The sequence below is a fragment of the Pseudomonas sp. Tri1 genome (genome assembly GCF_017968885.1).
Lineage (GTDB): Bacteria > Pseudomonadota > Gammaproteobacteria > Pseudomonadales > Pseudomonadaceae > Aquipseudomonas.
Genome location: NZ_CP072913.1, coordinates 6040228 through 6060160 on the forward strand (window position 1 = coordinate 6040228; position 19933 = coordinate 6060160).

Here is a 19933-nt window from a genome sequence, read left to right on the forward strand (position 1 = left end):
TCAGCCTTAGGCTGCGGCAGCTTCTTTCTGGTCGCGCAGTGCCGCCAGGGTACGAGCCAATTTGCTGGTTGCGCCTTGAATCACGCTCATCAGCTGAGAAATTGCTTCGTCACGGGTCGGCAGAGTTGCCAGTACGTCGATCTGGTTAGCTGCGAGGAACTTGCCCTCGAACGCAGCTGCCTTAATCTCGAACTTGTCCTGACCTTTTGCGAACTCTTTGAAGATACGAGCAGCAGCGCCCGGATGTTCTTTCGAGAATGCAATCAAGGTCGGGCCGGTGAACACGTCGTTGAGGACACTGTATTCAGTGTCAGCAACAGCGCGCTTGAGCAGGGTGTTACGTACAACACGTACGTAAACGCCAGCTTCACGAGCCTCTTTACGGAGTCCGGTCATAGCGCCTACTGTTACGCCACGGGCATCAGCCACGACAGCGGACAGAGCAGCTTTGGCAGCCTCGTTGACTTCAGCGACGATGGCCTTCTTGTCTTCGAGTTTAATTGCCACGGGTTTAACTCCTGCTTGTTACCGTTTCATCCAATCGAAATCGGATGTCGTTTTGGTGTCTGATTCGGTAAGGAACCGGGAGCACCATCTGCGTAGGCTTGTGGTTTAAGACTTGCGTCGCCTACGGTCTTGGACAGCCCCCGCCAGGCAGGGACCCCAATTTTTCGACTGGCGCAATTACTTGCGCCAATCCGCGTCTTACGCGTCCAGCGAGCTCTGATCGATGACCAGACCTGGGCCCATGGTGGTGCTCAGGGTAACGCGCTTGACGTAGATACCTTTCGAAGAAGCTGGTTTGATACGCTTCAGATCAGCGATCAGGGCTTCAACGTTTTCCTTCAGCTTGACGGCGTCGAAGCCAATCTTGCCAACGGAGGTGTGAATGATGCCGTTTTTGTCGGTGCGATAACGAACCTGACCAGCCTTGGCGTTTTTAACCGCGGTAGCTACGTCTGGCGTTACGGTGCCGACTTTAGGGTTAGGCATCAGGCCACGTGGACCGAGGATCTGACCCAACTGACCTACAACACGCATGGCATCAGGCGATGCGATAACGACGTCATAGTTCAGGTCGCCGCCTTTCATTTCGGCAGCCAGATCGTCCATGCCTACGCGATCAGCACCAGCAGCCAGAGCAGCTTCAGCTGCTGGGCCCTGGGTGAAAACAGCAACACGAACGGTCTTGCCAGTGCCGTGTGGCAGCACGGTAGCGCTACGAACGACCTGGTCGGATTTACGTGGGTCAACGCCCAGGTTTACAGCAACGTCGAACGACTCGCTGAACTTGACAGTCGACAGCTCGGCCAGCAGAGCGGCGGCGTCTACAAAGTTGTAGGCCTTGCCTGCTTCGATTTTGCCGGCGATAGCCTTTTGACGCTTGGTCAGCTTAGCCATTACACACCCTCCACGTTAAGGCCCATGCTACGAGCAGAACCGGCGATAGTACGCACGGCTGCATCCATATCAGCTGCAGTCAGATCCGCGTTTTTGGTTTTCGCGATTTCTTCCAGCTGAGCACGGGTAACGGTGCCAACCTTAACGGTGTTTGGACGAGCGGAACCGCTGGTCAAACCTGCAGCCTTCTTCAGCAGAACCGAAGCAGGGGTGCTTTTTGTTTCGAAGGTGAAGCTACGGTCGCTGTAGACAGTGATGATCACTGGAGTCGGCAGGCCTGGCTCAATACCCTGGGTACGGGCGTTGAAGGCTTTGCAGAATTCCATGATGTTCACGCCGTGCTGACCCAGGGCAGGACCAACAGGTGGGCTTGGGTTAGCCTGAGCGGCCTTCACTTGCAGCTTGATGTAAGCGGTAATTTTCTTGGCCATGAGGCACTCCAATTACGGGTTCGAACGCCTCGAAAGGCTCCCCGGTTACTTGCGCGTTTATCCCAGTGACGACAAAACCCCACAGCCTAGGGCTGCGGGGTTGGGATGCCTGCTCAATCAGACCTTTTCGACCTGACTGAACTCTAGCTCTACCGGAGTAGAGCGACCGAAAATGAGCACTGCCACTTGGATCCGGCTCTTTTCGTAGTTAACTTCTTCAACCGTGCCGTTAAAGTCGGCGAATGGACCATCAGTGACGCGTACAACTTCACCTGGTTCAAACAGCGTTTTTGGCTTCGGCTTGTCGCTACCATCAGCGACGCGACGCAGAATTGCTTCTGCCTCTTTGTCCGTGATCGGTGCAGGCTTATCAGCGGTACCGCCGATGAAACCCATCACCCGAGGGGTATCCTTGACCAAGTGCCAAGTCCCTTCGTTCATGTCCATCTGTACCAGCACATAGCCTGGAAAGAACTTGCGTTCGCTTTTGCGCTTCTGGCCATTACGCATCTCAACCACTTCTTCAGTGGGGACCAGAATTTCGCCAAAGCCATCTTCCATGCCAGCCAGCTTGACGCGCTCTATCAGCGAGCGCATAACATGCTTCTCGTAACCCGAGTAAGCATGCACAACGTACCAACGCTTAGCCACGGGACACCCTTAGCCAACAATCAAGGAAACAAGCCAGCCGAGCAGGGAATCAAGCCCCCACAACAGCAACGCCATTACCAGAACAACAGCCACAACGATCAACGTGGTCTGCGTGGTTTCTTGGCGAGTCGGCCATACGACTTTACGAATCTCGGTGCGAGCTTCCTTAGCGAGTACAAAGAAAGACTTGCCCTTGGCTGTTTGCAGACCAACAAAGGCAGCAACAGCAGCAATGGCAAGCAATGCGAGTACACGGTACAGGATCGGCGAAGCAGAGTAATACTGATTGCCGACAACGCCAACAACCACCAAAGCGACTACCACTAGCCACTTGAGCAGATCGAAGCGAGAGCCTTGAGCTTCAGCTTTAGGAGTCATCTATGAAGATCCTGTGAAAAGAAAGCCAGATACACCAAGTGAATCTGGCAGGTCAGGAGGGAATCGAACCCCCAACCTACGGTTTTGGAGACCGTCGCTCTGCCAATTGAGCTACTGACCTAAAACAAAATCAGGCCGACCATTATGCCGGCCCGAAAAAGACATTACAACTGTTTACTCGATAACTTTGGCTACGACGCCAGCGCCAACGGTACGACCACCCTCACGGATAGCGAAACGCAGACCGTCTTCCATCGCAATGGTCTTGATCAGGGTAACAGTCATCTGAATGTTGTCACCTGGCATTACCATTTCAACGCCTTCTGGCAGCTCGCAGTTACCGGTCACATCAGTCGTACGGAAGTAGAACTGCGGACGGTAGCCCTTGAAGAACGGCGTATGACGACCGCCCTCTTCCTTGCTCAGAACATAAACTTCTGCAGTGAACTTGGTGTGCGGCTTGACAGTACCTGGCTTGACCAGAACCTGGCCACGCTCAACATCGTCACGCTTGGTACCGCGCAGCAGCACGCCGCAGTTCTCACCTGCACGACCTTCGTCGAGCAGCTTGCGGAACATTTCAACGCCGGTACAGGTAGTTTTCTGAGTGTCGCGCAGACCGACGATCTCAACTTCTTCCTGGATACGGACGATGCCACGCTCAACACGACCAGTCACAACAGTACCGCGACCGGAGATCGAGAATACGTCTTCGATTGGCATCAGGAACGGCTTGTCGATAGCACGCTCCGGCTCTGGGATGTAGCTATCCAGAGTTTCCACCAGCTTCTTGACAGCGGTGGTACCCATTTCGTTGTCGTCCTGACCATTCAGCGCCATCAGAGCCGAACCAATGATGATTGGAGTGTCATCACCTGGGAAGTCGTAGGTGCTCAGCAGATCACGCACCTCCATCTCAACCAGCTCAAGCAGCTCGGCGTCGTCAACCATGTCAGCCTTGTTCAGGAAGACAACGATGTACGGAACGCCTACCTGACGAGACAGCAGGATGTGCTCACGAGTTTGCGGCATCGGACCATCAGCGGCCGAGCAAACCAGGATCGCACCATCCATCTGGGCAGCACCGGTGATCATGTTCTTCACGTAGTCAGCGTGACCCGGGCAATCAACGTGCGCATAGTGACGCACAGCCGAATCGTACTCAACGTGAGCAGTATTAATGGTAATACCGCGAGCCTTCTCTTCTGGGGCGCTGTCGATCTTGTCGAAGTCAACCTTGGCCGAACCGAAAACTTCGGAGCAGACCCGGGTCAGAGCAGCAGTCAGCGTGGTCTTGCCATGGTCAACGTGACCAATAGTACCAACGTTGACGTGCGGCTTATTACGTTCGAACTTTTCCTTAGCCATCGCAATCACCCCTAGGAGAAGAATTTAACAAGTCACACAAGCCATTAAAACAAAGGCAGATATTTTCATATCTGCCTTGTTATATATGGAGCTCTTGAGCGGATTTGAACCGCTGACCTCACCCTTACCAAGGGTGTGCTCTACCAACTGAGCTACAAGAGCAAAACACTCTGCACAACCTGCAAACGTGGAGCGGGTAGCGGGAATCGAACCCGCATCATCAGCTTGGAAGGCTGAGGTTCTACCACTAAACTATACCCGCGGAGCTTGCAGCTCACGCTAAAAATGGTGGAGGGGGAAGGATTCGAACCTTCGAAGTCGTAGACGTCAGATTTACAGTCTGATCCCTTTGGCCGCTCGGGAACCCCTCCTAAGCGAGCCGGCATTCTATATTATGCCAGCCTTCTGTCAAGCATTTTCTCATAAAAAACCTGAGGTTAGCTGCGTTGACTACGCCTCGCATCGTTAACCGTTAAAGGCCTTCACTGCGAAGCGGGCGCCATTCTATGCAAACTACCCTGCGGGCGCAACCCCTTCGCAAGGCATTATTTTATGTTTTAACTCATTGAATTCTTTAGAAAGGTTTTGAAGCAGCGTTTCATTCACCTTTCCGGAGCCCTCCGGAGAAACCTGAACCCAAAAACCTCCCACCTCAGGTGAGTTCGGCGAACCCAGCGTAGCGGGACGAACCACAACACCCAATACTGCTAGTCGTTGCTCTAGCTGCTTCGCCATTTCCGGGCGAGCAAAGCCACCCAAGTAGACACATGTTTTTGGCGCCTCACTGGATTTGCCCGAATCACGCTTCACAAGCGCATCCGCCGTCTCACTCAATAGGTGGATATCCTGCTGCGAGCCGCGGTACAAACTTAGCGGCGTAACATCCTTCGCGCGAAGGGGGGCCTCCTGTTGATGCCAGACGTAATAGAAGACATTCAAAACCAGCAACAATAGGAACAGCCACCGCATAGGAACCTCAGGACAAAGGACAGGCCATCGCCAAACCAACAAAAACCAGGTCAGGCACCATTCTGGCACCAGGAACAACCCCGGAAACCAAATTGGCATCCCCACCAGTGAGAAACACTACGAAATCCTCCCCCCAATATTCCCGGGCCAACTCAAGCTGAGTCAGGACAAACCCCCTGAGCATCAACATGCAACCACGCTCGACCGCCTCCACGGTCGTACGCCCCGGAGCAAGGCTCTCATGAGCTCGCTCAGCCGCCGTATCGTCATAACGAATTCGTCGAGTATGCGTACGCAATTGATTGCGCATCAAAGGCATACCTGGGCAAATGAACCCCCCGAGATGCCCACCATCAGCAGCTACGAAATCCGCTGTAATCGCCGTACCAAAATCAAGTACCAGGCATGCTCCCGAAGCAAGATGAAACCCGCCGAGCAGAGCTAGCCAACGGTCGAGCCCCAATCGCTGGTAATCCTCATAGCCGTTTTTCACTCCCGCCATTTCCCTAGCGGGTAAAGCACGCGCTACAGAAACTCCAAATACGTCAACCAGCGATGCGACCAACGCGTCTGTTTCTTCTGCTGTTCTCACGCTAACCAGGCGACATTTCTTGAGCTGGAATTTCTCAGCACAGCTCAGGCACGCCAATAGATCACTATCGGAACTGACGACCCCTCCCTCGACGGGCGTAAGGCCATCAGACTGAAGGACACGCCACTTGATAAAGCTGTTGCCACAGTCGAGCTCAAGAATCATCACGCAACCTCAAACTGAGCTCACCACCACTAAAGATTTTTTCCACACCATCTACCTTCAAGCGCAGAGCACCCTGACGATCAACCCCCACCACAACGCCGTCAATTTGATTGACACCGGCAATCAGTGATACAGCACGCCCCTGCCAGAGGTGGTACCGCTCCCAATCCGATTGGATCGCAGCAAATCCGGACACATGATGCAGCTTCAGATATTGCTGAAGCTTCGCTCCCAATCGCGCCACCAACTCATTCCGGTCAAAATCCCTGCCCGCCTCGAGACACATGGATGTCCACTGCTGGTCAACCTCGGTGGTCGACCGCATATTCACATTGACCCCCACGCCCAGGACAACATGACAGACGTCCGCAGGATCCCCTACCAGCTCAAGTAAAATGCCCGCGATTTTTTTCTCGCCAACCAGGACATCGTTAGGCCACTTCAACCCCGCCTCCACGATCCCCATATTCCGCAAAGCGTGCATGACAGCAAGCCCAACAACAAGACTGAGCCCTTCGATCTGTCGCATGCCACCGTCAATGCGCAAGACCATGCTGCAATAGAGATTCTCAGCAAACGGACTGACCCATTTACGACCACGACGACCTCGGCCAGCCATTTGTCGCTCGGCCAACACCATGAATGGAGCCGCCACCCCGCGCTCTATTGAGCGTAAGGCTTCTGCGTTAGTGGAATCGATGGAGTCAAATATATGAATGGGCCACTCACGAAGACCATTTGCGCCAATCTCAGCAGCATCCAAAAGCAGCAGGGGCTTGGCCAACTGATACCCTCTGCCCCGAACTTTATGAACAGACAACCCCAAGTCCGCCTCCAGGTGCTGCAGCTGCTTCCAGACCGCACTGCGACTGATACCCAGCGCAATGCCGAGCGCTTGGCCCGAATGAAAGCGGCCATCTTTCAGAAGTTTTAGCAACGTGAGCATGCGAACTGCGCCCTGATAATGAGGCCCGCATGATAGCTATGCACAAGACCGTTGCATAGAAACACAAAATGCCTTTCCTGCGGGCAAAACAAAACCCCTACCTGCGTCAGCAGATAGGGGTTTCGGAATTTAATCTTGACGATGACCTACTCTCACATGGGGAAACCCCACACTACCATCGGCGATGCATCGTTTCACTGCTGAGTTCGGGATGGGATCAGGTGGTTCCAATGCTCTATGGTCGTCAAGAAATTCGGTAGCCAGCGCGCGCCTTGCGGTCACGTTCCAGCGAATGGGTATGCGATAGTTTGTGTGTTTGCTGCGAACTTTCGGTTCATGTCGTCTTCACACACCGCAATCTGGTGCCCTTTCGGGTCAGCAAATTGCTTGGGTGTTATATGGTCAAGCCTCACGGGCAATTAGTATGGGTTAGCTCAACGCCTCACAGCGCTTACACACCCCACCTATCAACGTCGTAGTCTTCGACGGCCCTTCAGGGGACTCAAGGTCCCAGTGAGATCTCATCTTGAGGCAAGTTTCCCGCTTAGATGCTTTCAGCGGTTATCTTTCCCGAACATAGCTACCCGGCAATGCCACTGGCGTGACAACCGGAACACCAGAGGTTCGTCCACTCCGGTCCTCTCGTACTAGGAGCAGCCCCTCTCAAATCTCAAACGTCCACGGCAGATAGGGACCGAACTGTCTCACGACGTTCTAAACCCAGCTCGCGTACCACTTTAAATGGCGAACAGCCATACCCTTGGGACCGGCTTCAGCCCCAGGATGTGATGAGCCGACATCGAGGTGCCAAACACCGCCGTCGATATGAACTCTTGGGCGGTATCAGCCTGTTATCCCCGGAGTACCTTTTATCCGTTGAGCGATGGCCCTTCCATACAGAACCACCGGATCACTAAGACCTACTTTCGTACCTGCTCGACGTGTCTGTCTCGCAGTCAAGCGCGCTTTTGCCTTTATACTCTACGACCGATTTCCGACCGGTCTGAGCGCACCTTCGTACTCCTCCGTTACTCTTTAGGAGGAGACCGCCCCAGTCAAACTACCCACCATACACTGTCCTCGATCCGGATAACGGACCTGAGTTAGAACCTCAAAGTTGCCAGGGTGGTATTTCAAGGATGGCTCCACGCGAACTGGCGTCCACGCTTCAAAGCCTCCCACCTATCCTACACAAGCAAATTCAAAGTCCAGTGCAAAGCTATAGTAAAGGTTCACGGGGTCTTTCCGTCTAGCCGCGGATACACTGCATCTTCACAGCGATTTCAATTTCACTGAGTCTCGGGTGGAGACAGCGCCGCCATCGTTACGCCATTCGTGCAGGTCGGAACTTACCCGACAAGGAATTTCGCTACCTTAGGACCGTTATAGTTACGGCCGCCGTTTACCGGGGCTTCGATCAAGAGCTTCGCGTTAGCTAACCCCATCAATTAACCTTCCGGCACCGGGCAGGCGTCACACCCTATACGTCCACTTTCGTGTTTGCAGAGTGCTGTGTTTTTAATAAACAGTCGCAGCGGCCTGGTATCTTCGACCGGCGTGGGCTTACGCAGCAAGTGCTTCACCCTCACCGGCGCACCTTCTCCCGAAGTTACGGTGCCATTTTGCCTAGTTCCTTCACCCGAGTTCTCTCAAGCGCCTTGGTATTCTCTACCCAACCACCTGTGTCGGTTTGGGGTACGGTTCCTGGTTACCTGAAGCTTAGAAGCTTTTCTTGGAAGCATGGCATCAACCACTTCGTCACCCAAAGGGTAACTCGTCATCAGCTCTCGGCCTTAAGATCCCGGATTTACCTAAGATCTCAGCCTACCACCTTAAACTTGGACAACCAACGCCAAGCTGGCCTAGCCTTCTCCGTCCCTCCATCGCAATAACCAGAAGTACAGGAATATTAACCTGTTTTCCATCGACTACGCTTTTCAGCCTCGCCTTAGGGACCGACTAACCCTGCGTCGATTAACGTTGCGCAGGAAACCTTGGTCTTTCGGCGTGGGTGTTTTTCACACCCATTGTCGTTACTCATGTCAGCATTCGCACTTCTGATACCTCCAGCAAGCTTCTCAACTCACCTTCACAGGCTTACAGAACGCTCCTCTACCGCATCACTTACGTGATACCCGTAGCTTCGGTGTATGGTTTGAGCCCCGTTACATCTTCCGCGCAGGCCGACTCGACTAGTGAGCTATTACGCTTTCTTTAAAGGGTGGCTGCTTCTAAGCCAACCTCCTAGCTGTCTAAGCCTTCCCACATCGTTTCCCACTTAACCATAACTTTGGGACCTTAGCTGACGGTCTGGGTTGTTTCCCTTTTCACGACGGACGTTAGCACCCGCCGTGTGTCTCCCATGCTCGGCACTTGTAGGTATTCGGAGTTTGCATCGGTTTGGTAAGTCGGGATGACCCCCTAGCCGAAACAGTGCTCTACCCCCTACAGTGATACATGAGGCGCTACCTAAATAGCTTTCGAGGAGAACCAGCTATCTCCGAGCTTGATTAGCCTTTCACTCCGATCCACAGGTCATCCGCTAACTTTTCAACGGTAGTCGGTTCGGTCCTCCAGTTAGTGTTACCCAACCTTCAACCTGCCCATGGATAGATCGCCCGGTTTCGGGTCTATTCCCAGCGACTAGACGCCCTATTAAGACTCGCTTTCGCTACGCCTCCCCTATTCGGTTAAGCTCGCCACTGAAAATAAGTCGCTGACCCATTATACAAAAGGTACGCAGTCACCCAACAAAGTGGGCTCCCACTGCTTGTACGCATACGGTTTCAGGATCTATTTCACTCCCCTCTCCGGGGTTCTTTTCGCCTTTCCCTCACGGTACTAGTTCACTATCGGTCAGTCAGTAGTATTTAGCCTTGGAGGATGGTCCCCCCATATTCAGACAAAGTTTCTCGTGCTCCGTCCTACTCGATTTCACTTCTAAGATCCTTTCGCGTACAGGGCTATCACCCACTATGGCCGCACTTTCCAGAGCGTTCCGCTAAAATCAAAGAAGCTTAAGGGCTAGTCCCCGTTCGCTCGCCACTACTAAGGGAATCTCGGTTGATTTCTTTTCCTCAGGGTACTTAGATGTTTCAGTTCCCCTGGTTCGCCTCTTGCACCTATGTATTCAGTACAAGATAACCATCTTATGATGGCTGGGTTCCCCCATTCAGACATCTCCGGATCAAAGTCTGTTTGCCGACTCCCCGAAGCTTTTCGCAGGCTACCACGTCTTTCATCGCCTCTGACTGCCAAGGCATCCACCGTATGCGCTTCTTCACTTGACCATATAACCCCAAGCAATCTGGTTATACTGTGAAGACGACATTCGCCGAAAATTCGCATGCATGCTCAAAGAGCAACTCACAAATTTTACCTTAGCCTGATCCGTTACCAGTGAAAGTAACGTTCAGTCTATCTTTCTATCACATACCCAAATTTTTAAAGAACGATCTAATCAAAAGACTAGAAATCAACATTCACCATCACCTTGATGGAATGCTCATTTCTAAGCTTTCAGAAGCAGTTTATGGTGGAGCCAAGCGGGATCGAACCGCTGACCTCCTGCGTGCAAGGCAGGCGCTCTCCCAGCTGAGCTATGGCCCCATAACAAAATTGGTGGGTCTGGGCAGATTCGAACTGCCGACCTCACCCTTATCAGGGGTGCGCTCTAACCAACTGAGCTACAGACCCAATTTCGAGCTTGTAACTGTTAGCGTGAGCTATCAGCTTGGAGCTTAAAGCTGCTTCTATCGTCTTCTTCAATGAATCAAGCAATTCGTGTGGGAGCTCATGAAGCAGCTGCGGTCGTCGATTAAGGAGGTGATCCAGCCGCAGGTTCCCCTACGGCTACCTTGTTACGACTTCACCCCAGTCATGAATCACACCGTGGTAACCGTCCCCCCGAAGGTTAGACTAGCTACTTCTGGTGCAACCCACTCCCATGGTGTGACGGGCGGTGTGTACAAGGCCCGGGAACGTATTCACCGCGACATTCTGATTCGCGATTACTAGCGATTCCGACTTCACGCAGTCGAGTTGCAGACTGCGATCCGGACTACGATCGGTTTTGTGGGATTAGCTCCACCTCGCGGCTTGGCAACCCTCTGTACCGACCATTGTAGCACGTGTGTAGCCCAGGCCGTAAGGGCCATGATGACTTGACGTCATCCCCACCTTCCTCCGGTTTGTCACCGGCAGTCTCCTTAGAGTGCCCACCATAACGTGCTGGTAACTAAGGACAAGGGTTGCGCTCGTTACGGGACTTAACCCAACATCTCACGACACGAGCTGACGACAGCCATGCAGCACCTGTCTCAATGTTCCCGAAGGCACCAATCCATCTCTGGAAAGTTCATTGGATGTCAAGGCCTGGTAAGGTTCTTCGCGTTGCTTCGAATTAAACCACATGCTCCACCGCTTGTGCGGGCCCCCGTCAATTCATTTGAGTTTTAACCTTGCGGCCGTACTCCCCAGGCGGTCAACTTAATGCGTTAGCTGCGCCACTAAGAGCTCAAGGCTCCCAACGGCTAGTTGACATCGTTTACGGCGTGGACTACCAGGGTATCTAATCCTGTTTGCTCCCCACGCTTTCGCACCTCAGTGTCAGTATCAGTCCAGGTGGTCGCCTTCGCCACTGGTGTTCCTTCCTATATCTACGCATTTCACCGCTACACAGGAAATTCCACCACCCTCTACCATACTCTAGCTCGACAGTTTTGAATGCAGTTCCCAGGTTGAGCCCGGGGATTTCACATCCAACTTAACGAACCACCTACGCGCGCTTTACGCCCAGTAATTCCGATTAACGCTTGCACCCTCTGTATTACCGCGGCTGCTGGCACAGAGTTAGCCGGTGCTTATTCTGTCGGTAACGTCAAGACAATCACGTATTAAGTAACTGCCCTTCCTCCCAACTTAAAGTGCTTTACAATCCGAAGACCTTCTTCACACACGCGGCATGGCTGGATCAGGCTTTCGCCCATTGTCCAATATTCCCCACTGCTGCCTCCCGTAGGAGTCTGGACCGTGTCTCAGTTCCAGTGTGACTGATCATCCTCTCAGACCAGTTACGGATCGTCGCCTTGGTGAGCCATTACCCCACCAACTAGCTAATCCGACCTAGGCTCATCTGATAGCGCAAGGCCCGAAGGTCCCCTGCTTTCTCCCGTAGGACGTATGCGGTATTAGCGTCCGTTTCCGAGCGTTATCCCCCACTACCAGGCAGATTCCTAGGCATTACTCACCCGTCCGCCGCTCTCAAGAGGTGCAAGCACCTCTCTACCGCTCGACTTGCATGTGTTAGGCCTGCCGCCAGCGTTCAATCTGAGCCATGATCAAACTCTTCAGTTCAAACATCTTTGGGTTTTGAGAAAACCCTAAACTTGGCTCAGCAATCGTTGGTTACATCTTTGATTTCTCGCGGAGTAACTTGTGATGCTGATAATCTGTTGACTAGCAGTCTGACTCCACAAGCACCCACACGAATTGCTTGATTCAGTTGTTAAAGAGCGGTTGGTTAAGAGCTTTCGTCTCAACCGAGGCGCGCATTCTACAGCGCCCGATGTATCTGTCAAGCGGTTATTTTAAGAAGTTTTCAAAGTTTCGCTTGGGAAACATCAACAACTTCAACCACTTGCGCCTCCGATCTCTCGTTAGCGGGAGGCGAATTCTACAGCGTTACTCGCTGCTGTCAACACCTCTTTTTCTCCGCTTTCGACCGAGAAGATCGAATCGCTGACAAGGCCAAACAAACACTGCCTTATCAACTGTTCCCTGGCCTCGATGAACTGAAGCCCGGCACCTTCAAAACATGGTTAACTCATTGAAACTCAAGGAGTTTTCCGTTTCTACTGCGCCGGAAGTGGGGCGAATTATAGACGTCCAGAATTTGCCGTCAACACCTATTTTCAGCTTTATTCGGATTTCAGCGTAATTCGCGCGAAAGCCTTCTTGCCGGCCTGGCATACATGAGTCGACCCCAACTCATATATATAGGTGCGGTCGACAACCTCACCATCTATACGCACGCCACCCGAACCAAGAAGGTCTCGGGCCACTGCCGCATTCTTGACCAGACCTGCCTTATTGAGCACGGCCGCAATCGGCATATCCTCGGCGGCGGTCAACTCGATCTCTGGCAGATCATCCGGCAGCTCGCCATCCTTCATACGATTGCCCGCCGCACGGTGAGCATTGGCTGCGGCCTCCTCACCATGAAAACGAGCAACGATCTCTTCAGCCAGCTTGATTTTGATATCCCGCGGATTGGCTCCCGCCTCGACATCTGCACGGAACGTATTGATCTCGTCCATGGAGCGGAAGCTCAACAGCTCGAAGTAGCGCCACATCAGCACATCCGGAATGGAGACCAACTTGCTGTACATGACACCCGGCGCCTCCTGAATGCCGACGTAGTTGCCCAACGACTTGGACATCTTCTTCACGCCATCCAGACCTTCCAGCAACGGCATCGTAAGGATGCACTGGGCCTCCTGACCATATCCGCGCTGCAGCTCACGCCCCATCAACAGATTGAACTTCTGATCCGTACCGCCGAGCTCAACGTCCGCTCGCAACGCAACCGAGTCATACCCCTGCACAAGCGGATAAAGGAACTCATGAATGGCGATTGGTTGATTGGTTTTATAGCGTTTGTCGAAATCATCGCGCTCGAGCATACGAGCCACGGTGTACTGGGACGTCAGGCGAATGAAATCCGCCGGCCCCATCTGATCCATCCAAGTGGAGTTGAACGCCACCTCGGTCTTGGCCGGATCAAGAATCTTGAAGACTTGAGTCTTGTAGGTCTCGGCGTTATCGAGAACCTGCTCGCGAGTCAGCGGTGGGCGCGTAGCACTCTTGCCGCTCGGATCACCGATCATCCCAGTGAAGTCACCTATAAGGAAGATGACCTGGTGCCCCAGATCCTGGAACTGGCGCAGCTTATTAATAAGCACGGTATGCCCCAAGTGCAGGTCAGGCGCCGTAGGGTCGAAACCAGCCTTGATACGCAGCGGTTGCCCGCGCTTGAGCTTTTCGATCAGCTCGGACTCGACCAACAGTTCTTCCGCACCACGCTTGATCAGCGCTAGCTGCTCTTCAACCGACTTCATAACAGACCCGCAAGGCTCAGATTCAAAGGGCCCCAACCATACAAGATCGCGCACCAAATACAAGGTTTGCCCGGCGCACGGACACCAATCCACAGACAGAGCGTCTGCGGGCTTGCTTCGCGGGGGATTTGGTTATATTTTATACAGTTATTTCATCTTCATCATGTCATTCATCTTTTCCAATTCATCTTTTCAAAAGTCAAATTACTTATGACCACAGAACCGTCTAAAGCGCCGCCGCTTTACCCAAAGACCCACCTGCTTGCCGCAAGTGGCATCGCAGCCCTCCTTAGCCTGGCGCTCCTGGTGTTCCCCTCCAGCGATGTTGAAGCCAAAAAGACGACTCTGAGTCTTGAACTGGAAAGTCCTGCTGAACAACTGACACAAGATCAAGACGCTGCAGAAGCGGTCCAAGCCACAAACGAACCGGCCACCTCTCCCTTTGCGCAGATTGAAGACAGCCCTGAGGACACCACGGAGGCCGCTCAAGCAGTGCCTCCAGCTGTAGAAGAAAAGAAAGGACCGGACCACCGCGAGGTCATTGTCGCCAAAGGCGATACGCTCTCTACCCTCTTCGAAAAAGTTGGCCTGCCTTCGACTTCAGTTCACGAAATCCTGGCCAGCGACAAGCAAGCCAAACAGTTCACCCAGCTGCAACGCGGCCAGAAACTCGAATTCGAACTCACTCCAGACGGACAGCTGACCAATCTGCACACCAAGCTGAGCGACCTGGAAAGCATCACCCTGACCAAAAATGACAAGGGTTATGTATTCAATCGCATTACGGCCAAGCCCACCGTGCGCTCGGCGTACGTCCATGGCGTCATCAATAGTTCGCTATCGCAGTCGGCTGCGCGCGCAGGCCTTTCCCACAGTCTGACAATGGACATGGCCAGCGTGTTTGGCTACGACATCGACTTCGCCCAGGATATTCGTCAGGGCGACGAGTTCGATATCATTTATGAACAGAAAGTGGTCAACGGAAAGAGCGTGGGCAACGGCCCGATTCTTTCCGCGCGCTTCACCAACCGCGGCAAGACCTATACTGCGGTGCGTTACACCAACAAACAGGGCAACAGCAGCTACTACACCGCTGATGGCAACAGCATGCGCAAGGCATTCATCCGCACGCCGGTAGATTTCGCCCGCATCAGCTCGAAGTTTTCCGCAGGCCGAAAACACCCGATCCTGAACAAGATCCGGGCTCACAAAGGCGTCGACTATGCCGCCCCGCGTGGCACTCCAATCAAAGCCGCCGGCGATGGCAAAGTATTGCTGGCCGGACGCCGCGGCGGTTATGGCAACACCGTGATCATCCAGCACGGCAACACCTACCGCACGCTGTACGGCCATATGCAAGGCTTCGCCAAAGGCGTGAAAACCGGCGGTAGCGTCAAGCAAGGCCAGGTTATCGGGTACATTGGCACTACCGGCCTGTCCACCGGACCGCACCTGCATTACGAGTTCCAGGTCAACGGTGTTCACGTCGATCCGCTTGGCCAGAAACTGCCGATGGCCGATCCAATCGCCAAATCCGAACGCGCCCGCTTCCTGGCTCAAAGCCAACCGCTAATGGCTCGCATGGATCAAGAGAAAGCCACCATGCTGGCCTCGAGCAAACGCTGAGCCATGGCGCGCTATATTGGTGTGATGTCCGGGACCAGCCTGGATGGCTTGGATATCGCACTGATCGAACTGACCCCGGCGATCAGACTGATCGCCACGCATTACATCCCCATGCCCGCCTCCCTACGCACCGAATTGCTCGGTTTGTGCAGCAGTGGGCCCGATGAGATCGCTCGTTCCGCCATTGCCCAGCAGAACTGGGTAAAGCTGGCCGCTCAGGGCGTCAACACCTTGCTCGATGCACAGAAACTCAAGCCTCAAGACGTGACGGCGATCGGCAGTCATGGCCAAACCATCCGCCACGAGCCGGCCCGCGGCTTTACCGTGCAGATCGGCAACCCCGCACTGCTGAGCGAATTGACCGGCATTACCGTCGTCAGTGACTTTCGCAGTCGTGACGTAGCGGCCGGAGGACAAGGCGCTCCTCTGGTGCCGGCGTTTCACGAAGCGTTGTTCGAAGAGCGAGTCGGTAATCGCGCCGTGCTGAATATCGGCGGCTTCAGCAATCTCAGCCTGATAGAACCCGGAAAACCCGTAGCGGGGTTCGATTGTGGCCCCGGCAACGTATTGCTCGATGCCTGGATACACCAACAACGGGGCGAACATTTCGATCGCGATGGCCAATGGGCTACCACCGGGCAAGTCGAACCGGTTTTGCTCAAGGAGCTACTTAGCGACCCGTTCTTTGTCACCAAGGGGCCGAAAAGTACAGGACGCGAAGTATTCAACCTGCCCTGGCTGATCCAGCACCTATCGCACCTGCCAGCTTTCGCCCCTGAAAACGTACAGGCAACGCTGCTCGAACTGACGGCCCTGACCATCGTCGAATCACTGCAAAGTGCCCAGATGGCGACTCAGGAGTTGCTGGTCTGCGGCGGAGGCGCGCACAACCACGCGCTCATGAAGCGTCTGGCTGACTTACTGCCGGACGCCAAAGTCAGCAGCACCGCGTCTTACGGCGTGGATCCGGATTGGGTGGAAGCCATGGCCTTCGCCTGGCTGGCGCATTGCTGCCTTGAAGGCATTCCAGCAAACCGCCCAAGTGTCACAGGCGCGCGGGGCTTACGCGTACTGGGCGCCATCTACCCCGCCTGAACCACTTAACCCTCAGACAAAAAAACGCCGCAGAGCCGTAAGGCACTGCGGCGTTTTTTATTGAAGCTGTCAGATCGAGAACGAAGAACCGCAACCGCAGGTTGTGGTGGCATTCGGGTTCTTGATCACGAAACGCGACCCTTCCAAACCTTCCTGGTAATCCACCTCGGCACCCGCCAGGTATTGGAAGCTCATTGGATCGACTACCAGGCTGACCCCTTCGCGCTCGACGATGGTGTCATCTTCGGCCACTTCCTCATCGAAAGTGAAGCCGTACTGAAAACCTGAACAACCGCCGCCCGTCACGAATACGCGCAGCTTCAAACGATCATTGCCCTCTTCATCGACCAGGCTCTTCACCTTGTGCGCGGCACCGTGGGTGAATTGCAAAGCCATGGGGGTGAAGGTTTCGACGCTCATGCTGAATATCTCCCGGCGCTAACGCCGCCATAATGCGTAATGGCGGGCATTATCCGCTTCTCCTACAAAATCGGTCAACTATTTAGAAGACCAGCGCCAAGCTGCAGACTTGGAGGCCGTGGCCGCTGTTAAGGCAACATCCCCGCATGAGACAGGCCCAGACGCTCATCCAGCCCGAACAGGATGTTCAGGTTCTGCACCGCCTGGCCCGACGCGCCCTTGACCAGGTTATCGATGACCGACAACACCACCACCAAGTCGCCATCCTGCGGACGATGCACAGCAATCCGGCATACGTTCGCACCACGGACGCTACGGGTTTCTGGATGACTGCCGGCGGGCATTACGTCGACGAACGGTTCGTTGGCATAACGCTTTTCGAACAACGCCTGCAAGTCCACGGAGCGATCGACGACGGTTGCGTAAAGGGTGGAGTGGATGCCACGAATCATTGGCGTCAAGTGCGGCACGAAAGTCAGACCGACGTCCTTGCCCGCTGCCCGACGCAATCCCTGGCGAATTTCCGGCAGGTGACGGTGCCCCTTGACCGCGTACGCCTTCATGCTTTCCGATGTCTCGGAGTACAACGAACCGACACTGGCGCCACGCCCGGCACCGCTCACACCGGATTTGCAGTCAGCAATCAGACGCGAAGTATCGGCAAGACCGGCCTCAAGCAGAGGCAAGAACCCCAACTGCGTCGCAGTCGGATAGCAACCCGGTACCGCGATCAGTCGTGCCTGCTTGATTTTCTCGCGATTGACTTCAGGTAACCCATAGACTGCCTCGTCCAGCAGTTCCGGGGCGCCGTGAGGCTGGCCGTACCATTTGGCCCATTCGTCTGCGTCCTGCAGGCGGAAGTCCGCCGACAGGTCGATGACCTTGGTCCCGGCGGCCAGCAGTTCACCTGCCAGGGCGTGGGCGACACCGTGAGGCGTGGCGAAGAACACCACGTCGCAGGCGCCGAGGGTCTTGATGTCCGGAACGCTGAACGCCAGGCCGTCGTAATGACCGCGCAGGTTCGGATACATATCGGCGACGGCCAGCCCGGCCTCGGATCGGGAGGTAATGACCACCACCTCAGCTTGCGGATGCTGTGCCAACAAACGCAGCAGTTCGACACCGGTGTAACCCGTGCCGCCGACGATACCGACCTTGACCATAAACCTGCCCTCAACGAACCCACTGGAAAGCCGTCGATGATAGGGGCCACGCGGCGCGGCGACAACCGCCAAGGTGACGTGTGGCCGCTCTAACCTCTACTATCGAGCTACCGTGAATCTGGGAATAACTAAAAATGCTCTATCTGTGGCTCAAAGCACTTCACATCGTCAGCATGGTCTGCTGGTTCGCCGGCCTGTTCTACCTGCCCCGCCTGTTTGTCTATCACGCCCAAAGCGAAGACACCGTCAGCAAGGAGCGCTTCAGCGTCATGGAGCGTAAGTTGTATCGCGGCATCATGGGCCCAGCGATGATCGCCACACTGGTGTTCGGCATCTGGCTACTCAGCCTCAACGCTGGCGCGTACTTCAGCCAGGGCGGCTGGATGCACGCCAAACTGACCCTGGTTGTGCTTCTGATCGGCTATCACCACATGTGCGGCGCCCAGGTGAAGCGCTTCGCCCGCGGTGAAAACACCCGCAGCCATGTCTTCTATCGCTGGTTCAATGAAGTACCGGTTCTGATATTGCTAGCTATTGTAATTCTGGTCGTGGTCCGTCCGTTCTAATCTCCAATCGGCACTACTTACCTTATCCGGGGTACTTCCCATGTCGCTACCCGCTCTGCTTGAACAACGTTTGCGCCTGCCGGTCGTGGCGGCGCCGATGTTCCTGATTTCCAACCCGCAGTTGGTCCTGGCCTGCTGCCGCAACGGTATCGTCGGCAGCTTCCCGGCGTTGAACCAGCGTGAAAGCAGTGGCTTCAAGGCTTGGCTCGAGGAAATCGAAGCAGGTCTGGCGGCATTGGAAAGTCCGGCGCCCTACGCCGTAAACCTCATCGTCCACCACAGTAACCCAAGGCTTCAGGCCGACCTGGCCATCTGCATCGAGCACAAAGTACCGATTGTCATCACCAGCCTGGGTGCGGTGAAGGAACTGGTGGACGCCGTTCACAGCTATGGCGGCCTGGTGTTCCACGATGTCACTACACGCCGTCACGCCGAGAAAGCCGCCGAGGCCGGTGTCGATGGCCTGATCGCCGTTGCCGCCGGCGCAGGTGGACACGCCGGGACCTGGAGCCCGTTCTCGCTGGTTGCCGAGATTCGCCAGTTTTTCGATAAAACCGTGCTGCTTGCAGGATGCCTGAACCACGGCCATCAGATCCTGGCCGCGCAATTGCTCGGCGCGGATTTGGCCTACTTCGGGACGCGCTTCATCGGCACGACCGAAAGCCATGCGCCTGACGCTTATAAAGAGATGTTGCTCACATCCCAAGCCGCAGACATCGTGCATACTTCTGCGGTGTCCGGGGTGCCGGCCAGCTTCATGCGTCAGAGCCTGGAAAACGCCGGTTTCGACCTTAACGCCCTGCAGGGCAAAGGTGAGGTGAATTTCGGCTCGAAACTCAAGCCGTTGAACGATGAGGCCAAGGCTTGGAAAACCGTGTGGTCCGCAGGCCAGGGCGTGGGTGAAATCCATGATTTGCCCAGCGTCGACCAACTGGTGGCGCGCCTGACTGAAGAATACCGTCAGGCACACGCCCGGACGGTACAGCTTGGCGGCCAATGGCCCCGCTGAACTAACCCAACAATTTCAACTTTAGAGACAAGGAT

The 19933-nt window shown here is 54.7% G+C and carries 16 protein-coding genes, 6 tRNA genes and 3 rRNA genes; 4 read left to right on the forward strand and 21 right to left on the reverse strand.

The window, feature by feature from the left end; translation table 11 throughout:
- Positions 1-6: 6 nt before the first annotated feature.
- From rplJ to tyrS, 19 genes are all read right to left on the reverse strand, one after another.
- Complete coding sequence (gene rplJ / locus J9870_RS26340) at positions 7-507, reverse strand: 50S ribosomal protein L10 (RefSeq protein ID WP_210641394.1); 501 nt, start codon at positions 505-507, stop codon at positions 7-9.
- Positions 508-705: 198 nt separating this feature from the next.
- Positions 706-1401 carry a 50S ribosomal protein L1 gene (gene rplA, locus J9870_RS26345; protein WP_003186095.1) on the reverse strand — a complete coding sequence of 232 codons (696 nt, stop codon included), beginning with the start codon at positions 1399-1401 and terminating at the stop codon, positions 706-708.
- Positions 1401-1832, reverse strand: coding sequence for a 50S ribosomal protein L11 (rplK, locus tag J9870_RS26350; RefSeq protein WP_003210097.1), 432 nt, complete (start codon positions 1830-1832; stop codon positions 1401-1403). Before rplK ends, rplA begins: the two co-directional genes overlap by 1 nt.
- A 117-nt stretch (positions 1833-1949) precedes the next feature.
- Positions 1950-2483, reverse strand: a complete 534-nt coding sequence (gene nusG / locus J9870_RS26355) for a transcription termination/antitermination protein NusG (protein WP_010443972.1) — start codon at positions 2481-2483, stop codon at positions 1950-1952.
- A 9-nt stretch (positions 2484-2492) separates the two neighbouring features.
- Positions 2493-2861, reverse strand: a complete 369-nt coding sequence (gene secE / locus J9870_RS26360; RefSeq protein WP_003186101.1) for a preprotein translocase subunit SecE — start codon at positions 2859-2861, stop codon at positions 2493-2495.
- Between the two features lie 45 nt (positions 2862-2906).
- Positions 2907-2982, reverse strand: a tRNA-Trp gene (locus J9870_RS26365).
- 53 nt (positions 2983-3035) lie between these two features.
- Positions 3036-4229, reverse strand: a complete 1194-nt coding sequence (gene tuf, locus J9870_RS26370) for an elongation factor Tu (RefSeq protein ID WP_003186103.1) — start codon at positions 4227-4229, stop codon at positions 3036-3038.
- 86 nt (positions 4230-4315) lie between these two features.
- Positions 4316-4391, reverse strand: a tRNA-Thr gene (locus tag J9870_RS26375).
- Between the two features lie 26 nt (positions 4392-4417).
- A tRNA-Gly gene (locus J9870_RS26380) sits at positions 4418-4491 on the reverse strand.
- 24 nt (positions 4492-4515) lie between these two features.
- A tRNA-Tyr gene (locus J9870_RS26385) sits at positions 4516-4600 on the reverse strand.
- A 142-nt stretch (positions 4601-4742) separates the two neighbouring features.
- Positions 4743-5198 (reverse strand): hypothetical protein, encoded by a 456-nt coding sequence (locus J9870_RS26390; RefSeq protein ID WP_210641395.1) that lies wholly within the window; start codon positions 5196-5198, stop codon positions 4743-4745.
- 7 nt (positions 5199-5205) lie between these two features.
- Positions 5206-5955, reverse strand: a complete 750-nt coding sequence (locus tag J9870_RS26395) for a pantothenate kinase (RefSeq protein WP_210641397.1) — start codon at positions 5953-5955, stop codon at positions 5206-5208.
- Positions 5945-6901, reverse strand: coding sequence for a bifunctional biotin--[acetyl-CoA-carboxylase] ligase/biotin operon repressor BirA (gene birA / locus J9870_RS26400; protein ID WP_210641398.1), 957 nt, complete (start codon positions 6899-6901; stop codon positions 5945-5947). Before birA ends, J9870_RS26395 begins: the two co-directional genes overlap by 11 nt.
- 133 nt (positions 6902-7034) lie before the next feature.
- A 5S ribosomal RNA gene (gene rrf / locus J9870_RS26405) occupies positions 7035-7150 on the reverse strand.
- 149 nt (positions 7151-7299) lie between these two features.
- A 23S ribosomal RNA gene (locus J9870_RS26410) occupies positions 7300-10191 on the reverse strand.
- Between the two features lie 243 nt (positions 10192-10434).
- Positions 10435-10510: transfer RNA gene (locus J9870_RS26415), tRNA-Ala, on the reverse strand.
- A 10-nt stretch (positions 10511-10520) separates the two neighbouring features.
- Positions 10521-10597, reverse strand: a tRNA-Ile gene (locus J9870_RS26420).
- Between the two features lie 122 nt (positions 10598-10719).
- A 16S ribosomal RNA gene (locus tag J9870_RS26425) occupies positions 10720-12256 on the reverse strand.
- Together the 16S, 23S and 5S rRNA genes with 2 tRNA genes alongside form the textbook arrangement of a ribosomal RNA operon.
- 563 nt (positions 12257-12819) lie before the next feature.
- Positions 12820-14019 carry a tyrosine--tRNA ligase gene (gene tyrS / locus J9870_RS26430; RefSeq protein WP_210641400.1) on the reverse strand — a complete coding sequence of 400 codons (1200 nt, stop codon included), beginning with the start codon at positions 14017-14019 and terminating at the stop codon, positions 12820-12822.
- Positions 14020-14229: 210 nt separating this feature from the next.
- On the opposite strand from tyrS, the gene J9870_RS26435 reads away from it, so the two are divergent.
- A complete protein-coding gene (locus tag J9870_RS26435; protein WP_210641402.1) occupies positions 14230-15645 on the forward strand; it encodes a peptidoglycan DD-metalloendopeptidase family protein in 1416 nt (471 codons plus the stop codon).
- Between the two features lie 3 nt (positions 15646-15648).
- Positions 15649-16740, forward strand: coding sequence for an anhydro-N-acetylmuramic acid kinase (locus tag J9870_RS26440; RefSeq protein ID WP_210641404.1), 1092 nt, complete (start codon positions 15649-15651; stop codon positions 16738-16740).
- A gap of 69 nt (positions 16741-16809) precedes the next feature.
- On the opposite strand, the gene erpA is transcribed toward J9870_RS26440, so the two are convergent.
- Together erpA and argC are read right to left on the reverse strand one after the other, a co-directional pair.
- The gene (gene erpA, locus J9870_RS26445; protein WP_025215766.1) at positions 16810-17160 is read right to left on the reverse strand and encodes an iron-sulfur cluster insertion protein ErpA; all 351 of its coding nucleotides are present in this window, start codon (positions 17158-17160) and stop codon (positions 16810-16812) included.
- 128 nt (positions 17161-17288) lie between these two features.
- Positions 17289-18323 (reverse strand): N-acetyl-gamma-glutamyl-phosphate reductase, encoded by a 1035-nt coding sequence (gene argC / locus J9870_RS26450; protein ID WP_210641406.1) that lies wholly within the window; start codon positions 18321-18323, stop codon positions 17289-17291.
- A gap of 134 nt (positions 18324-18457) precedes the next feature.
- Here argC and hemJ point away from each other — a divergent pair, with 134 nt between their 5' ends.
- Together hemJ and J9870_RS26460 are read left to right on the forward strand one after the other, a co-directional pair.
- Positions 18458-18889 (forward strand): protoporphyrinogen oxidase HemJ, encoded by a 432-nt coding sequence (gene hemJ / locus J9870_RS26455; RefSeq protein WP_210641408.1) that lies wholly within the window; start codon positions 18458-18460, stop codon positions 18887-18889.
- A 40-nt stretch (positions 18890-18929) separates the two neighbouring features.
- Complete coding sequence (locus J9870_RS26460) at positions 18930-19898, forward strand: nitronate monooxygenase family protein (RefSeq protein ID WP_210641410.1); 969 nt, start codon at positions 18930-18932, stop codon at positions 19896-19898.
- The last annotated feature ends 35 nt before the right edge of the window (positions 19899-19933 follow it).